At 61.8% G+C, this 901-nt stretch carries 1 protein-coding gene; it reads right to left on the bottom strand.

Annotation, left to right across the window (positions count from 1 at the left end):
• Positions 1–901 (bottom strand): Ig-like domain-containing protein (locus AC1DWM_RS30115; protein WP_477796890.1); only part of this gene is annotated, 901 nt, incomplete at both ends.

Raw genomic sequence — 901 nt, 5'->3', positions numbered from 1 at the left:
ACCGGTGTTGGTGGTGTAGGTGACGGTCGGCACGGTGCCGTTGTAGTTGGAGTCCGGAGTAAAGGTGTAAGCACCGTTCGCCCCGATCACCAGGGTGCCGACGTTGGCGATGATCGCCGGGGTGGCGCCTGCGGCGTACTCGGTGCCGCCAACCGTGAAGGTGGCCACGCTCAGGAGATTATCCACATCGCTGTCATTGCCCAGCACGTTGCCGGTTGCAACATGGTCTTCATCGACAGTGTTGGTATCCGCGGTCAGGACGCTTGGGTCATTGACCGGGGTGACGCTGATATCCAGCGTGCTGGTGGAACCGGTGTTGGTGGTGTAGGTGACGGTCGGCACGGTGCCGTTCCAGTTATCCACCGGGGTAAAGGTGTAAGCACCGTTCGCCCCGATCACCAGGGTGCCGACGTTGGCGATGATCGCCGGGGTGGCGCCTGCGGTGTACTCGGTGCCGCCAACCGTGAAGGTGGCCACGCTCAGGAGATTATCGACATCGTGGTCGTTGGTCAGCACGTTGCCGATGGCCGCGTGGTCTTCATCGACAGTGTTGGTGTCCGCGGTCAGGACGCTCGGGTCATTGACCGGGGTGACGCTGATATTCAGCGTGCTGGTGGAGCCGGTGTTGGTGGTGTAGGTGACGGTCGGCACGGTGCCGTTCCAGTTCTCCACCGGGGTAAAGGTGTAAGCACCGTTGCTGGCGATGATCAGCGTTCCGACACCGGTMATGGTTGCGGTCTGGCCCGCCGTGACGCTGCCGTTGACCCCATTCACGCTGAAGCTGGMSACGCTCAGGAGATTATCSACATCGYKGTCATTGGTCAGCACGTTGCCRGTGGCYGCGTGGTCTTCATCGACAGTATTGGTGTCCGCGGTCAGGACGCTTGGGTCATTGACCGGG

Source organism: Pseudomonas sp. P4_C8, assembly GCF_056401975.1.
Note: the sequence above shows the minus strand (reverse complement) of the source record. Positions and strands in the feature narration are given on the sequence as shown.